4 protein-coding genes are annotated in these 4236 nt (G+C 38.6%); all 4 read left to right on the top strand.

Going from position 1 to position 4236, the window contains the following annotated elements:
• Positions 1–536, top strand: a 536-nt coding sequence (locus CS022_RS24725; protein ID WP_235869896.1) for a hypothetical protein, incomplete at its 5' end; no start/stop codon positions are given.
• A gap of 56 nt (positions 537–592) precedes the next feature.
• A complete protein-coding gene (locus tag CS022_RS24260) occupies positions 593–838 on the top strand; it encodes a hypothetical protein (RefSeq protein ID WP_129124429.1) in 246 nt (81 codons plus the stop codon).
• Positions 839–1307: 469 nt separating this feature from the next.
• Positions 1308–2174, top strand: a complete 867-nt coding sequence (locus tag CS022_RS24255; protein ID WP_129124428.1) for a hypothetical protein — start codon at positions 1308–1310, stop codon at positions 2172–2174.
• A 30-nt stretch (positions 2175–2204) separates the two neighbouring features.
• Positions 2205–4236 (top strand): AMP-binding protein (locus CS022_RS24250; protein ID WP_145964543.1); only part of this gene is annotated, 2032 nt, incomplete at its 3' end.

The raw sequence follows: 4236 nt of genomic DNA, 5'->3' as shown, positions 1-4236 counted from the left end.
AAGATCTGGAATTGCTCCATCTGTCTGTGACTGAAAAGCATCTCGTTGGATGTGATGAGGTTGGTCATATTGTCGGCGCAAAGATATCCTCAGGGCTTGAACAGGCTGCACGAGATTTGGCCATACAGATGATGAAAGGGACTGGCTTTCAACGCGGTGTACTTCATCTTGAATTCAAATTTGTTAATAACAAAGCCTATCTTATTGAAGTCGCCGCCCGTGTGCCCGGTGACAATATTACTGCTTTGGTTGAGAGCAAGTACGGCATTAACCTCGAGTATTGCCTTGCGTGCTTATATTGTGGGAAAACGGTCAGAGCGTATATCGAACAGGCTGAAACAAAACATGGTGAGTTCGGTATTCGTTATCTCTACAGTGATGAATGTATTCAGGCGACATACGATTACACAGTGGCAGAGCGTGTGATCAACGCTAAGGACATTCCTGCCTTACCACCCAAGGAGTTGAGGCCTCTAAAACGTGTCGGTTACGAGTTTTATTGTAACTTAGGACAGACAGAAACGGGCTTGGTGTAAAGCATACTCTCAGCGGTATGCGTTAACGTTGAACTGCCCATTAACCTGAGCTGGGCATGAATAAATCAGATGCTGTTTTCACCCATGTCGACTATTTCTGTCATGCCCCTTTGTTCATCTCTTCTTGGCAAAGATGTTCAGGCAACGCTTTTGCTACGTTGAAGAATATCTTTCAGATAGGGCTCCTTGGACACCTGCGTGAGCTTCGCAGTACCAGTGATCACGACAAAAGCAGCCCTTTGAAATTAATCTCTGTTTCACAATGTACTAACTGGATTTTTGACTACCGGATAATGCGTTAACTCGTATTAATGACACGAGTATTGATGTATTTATCATTAAATATCTGGTGCAATAATTATTAACACGATAAAAGTTAAAATAGCTGTTAAAGAAAAAAATCACTTATATTCCAGAATCTTGAACTAGCATCGCTTAATTTTGAGTTGAAAATTGTGATTCTCGTTCATTAAAAATGGAATAAATAAATGGTAATTACACGATTGGGATTATTAACTAAAATTTTGTGATTTTCATTCACAAAAAAGTAGGGCATTTTGTTTTTTATTTAGAGGGGCTCCCAAATATTTTTGAAAATTACAAACCTCAAAGCCTTGTTTTACATACGTATGTTTTCAATAAAGCGTAAATGTGTGCCTAGATTTTTAATAATTTAGACTTATTTTTTGTCGAAGTCTCACCTTGGTTACATAATGCGATATTCAATATCAATATAAGATATCGATATTCCTTTTATGTGAAGTAAATAAAATGAGTTTCATAAAAAGAGATTTATCGGATCATCATTATATCCTTCTATCATCCCTTTACGGGAGGGATTTGGGAGGCATTCTATATTTCAAATGGAAGCACTATCAGGACCCTCAGTTTCGTTTTCTAAAAAACAGAAAGAAAGCTATTTTTTATGAGGAGAAAAATCGTGATCTTGGCATTTTTGTTGCTAGTAAGTATAAATTTTACATAAATAAAGAATGCCTTGATGTGAGCTTGCAAGGGGATCTGGGAATATCATGTAGTATCAGATCAAGAAGTGTACTCATCAACTTCTTTCATGAAATACACGATCGAGAATGTGATTTGGAAATGTGTTTTTCTGATGATAGAAAGATACAAACGTACGAGATGATCTATAAAAGATACTTCACAAAAAATACTGAAGTAATCAATTATTCAGAACTTACATTATCGTCAAACCAAATGGTTAGATGCGATGAATTTGATAAGTTAAATATTGAAAATATACCATTTGAAAACACCTTGGGAAGAAAGAGAGATTTACAATATATCAATTACTTAGAGGCTAACCCACTCTATAAAAAGGTGAGGTATATCACCGACGGTAAATTCTATGCAGTGATAGGAGAGTCAGAATCATGTTGTGAGATCCTTGATCTATCCTCCCCCACCATTGAAGGGTTTTCATGGGCTATAAAAGCAACAATGGCTTTCAGTTCTTATTGCAAAGTATTAGTTAGAAAAGAACATGTTAAAGCAATAACTTCCTTAACAAATAGCACAATATTTTATTCAAAATCAATTAATCTTCTACTCGGTATTCACATGAATAAAGAAATTGACACCAAAAATTTATGGGTAGGAAGAATAGATAGAAGATAAAAAATATATTTCACAAATCTGAGGTTTAAAATGGATGGGTTACACTTCTATGAAGGAGAAGGTAAATCTTTTCTTTCTCATGATGATATTGAATTTTTTTCATCGAAAATTGCAATAGAATTATCAAAAAAAATAAAGAAAGGCGAAACTGCAATATTGATTTATCCAGCGGGCATTGAGTTTGTACTGTCATTTTTGGCATGTATAAAAGCTGGGATCATTGCGGTGCCTATTAACCCGCCTAGAAAGAACCAAAAAATAAACCGATTTTCCTCGATTTGTGAAGATTCATCTGCAAAACATATTTTAACAACGTCAGAAATGAGTAGCATTTATCGAAACATATTGACAGAAGGAGAAGGAGCTAAAGAAAACCAGTCTTTCATCGATACCGATACGCTGAAGAATAATAAAACACCATTAGATAGCGATTACCATCTTACATTTGTCGATGCCATTGAAAAATATTCAAACAATGTGGCTTACCTACAATACACGTCCGGGTCTACGGGAGATCCCAAAGGGGTGTGTATTACTTATAAAAATTTGAAAGCAAATATTGAAGGTATTCTCGATGCTGTAGGGCGAGAAAACCGTCCACTTAGTTGGCTACCACATTTCCATGATATGGGTCTTGTTGCGGGAATTTGTTTAAGCATTTATGCAAAATTTGATTTTGCGTTGTTCTCTCCCACTGAGTTTGTTGCTAAGCCTGCTCGTTGGCTGAGAATCATATCAGAATTCAAAGCGACATTGACAATGCAACCTAACTTTGCATTTCAGCATTGCCTAAACAATGTCGATGAAAATTCGCTTGTTGATATTGATTTGAGTACTTGGAATGTTGCATCAAACGGTGCGGAGCCAATTGACTATTTCTTGCTAGAGGAATTCACCAAGCGTTATCAAAAGCTGGGTTTTAAAGCCTCAACACATAGACCTTGTTTTGGGCTTGCTGAGGCCACACTGGCAGTGACACATGCACTTGATCAAAATAAAATTCGTCACATATACGTCGACAAATCAGAACTCAAGAATGATCTGGCGGTGTTAGCTCATCGTGACAATGGGCAGGTGCTCGTCAGCTGTGGTCCACCAATAAATAATCATCGAGTTGAAATCGTTGATCCAACGACATTTGAAAAGTGTGGTGAAAGAGCTGTCGGTGAAATCTGGTTTTCAGGGCCCAGTGCTGCGGTGGGGTATTGGAAAAATCATGATGCAACACAGGAAACGTTTAAAGCTACACCAATTGATGAGCCTCAAACCTGTTTCATGCGAACGGGTGATCTCGGATTTATGCACGAAGGCGAGCTCTATGTATGCGGCCGCCTAAAAGACATGATTGTCATCAGGGGGCAAAATTTTTACCCACAGGACTTGGAGCAGATAGCAAGTCGCAGTCATCAAGATCTTGCAGCAGGAAATTGTGCTGCTTTTGGAATTGAACGCGACGGACGAGAACATGTTGTTATCGTCCTTGAGGTTAAACGCACAGCGCTAAAACGTTTAGATGTGAAAGCGGTATTGAGCAGCGTCGTGAAGGCAATATCCGATGCATTCGAAATCAGTCTCCACGATATTGTGCTGATAAAGCCAGCAAGAGTGCTGAAAACATCGAGTGGCAAGATACAACGCTCGGCCAATAAACGCGCCTATATCAACGGTGAGTTCAATCCAGTTGGATCGTTATCTGATGAGGAAATCAAACAAGAGCCCAGCGAACACAAAACAGACAGTGAAGCGATATTGTGCGCAATTATCGAAGAGGTTCTATCTATTAAGAACGTCAGTATCAATGACGACTTCTTTCAGCTTGGCGGTGATTCAATTTCCGCAATTACATTTACAACAAAAGTCCGAGAAAAACTCGGTATCGACATATCGCTAGAAACACTTTTCGAAAAATCCTCTGTAAACGCATTGATGGGTTCCAAACACTCAGACGCTGAAGAATGTACCTCACTAAACGCAGAACCTGATAAACAACATATCGCTTTTCCGCTCAATGACATCCAATACGCCTACTGGGTAGGACAGCAAGACAGCCAACAACTGGGCG

Source organism: Veronia nyctiphanis, from assembly GCF_004116385.1.
Lineage (GTDB): Bacteria > Pseudomonadota > Gammaproteobacteria > Enterobacterales > Vibrionaceae > Veronia > Veronia nyctiphanis.
The sequence above is the reverse complement of the archived record's forward strand: the minus strand, read 5'-3'. Positions and strand labels throughout refer to the sequence as shown.

What these genes read in the sequence shown, in the direction of transcription:
- CS022_RS24260 (WP_129124429.1), top strand. Translation starts at nt 593, where the DNA reads ATGAATAAATCAGATGCTGTTTTCACCCATGTCGACTATTTCTGTCAT.
- CS022_RS24255 (WP_129124428.1), top strand. Translation starts at nt 1,308, where the DNA reads ATGAGTTTCATAAAAAGAGATTTATCGGATCATCATTATATCCTTCTA.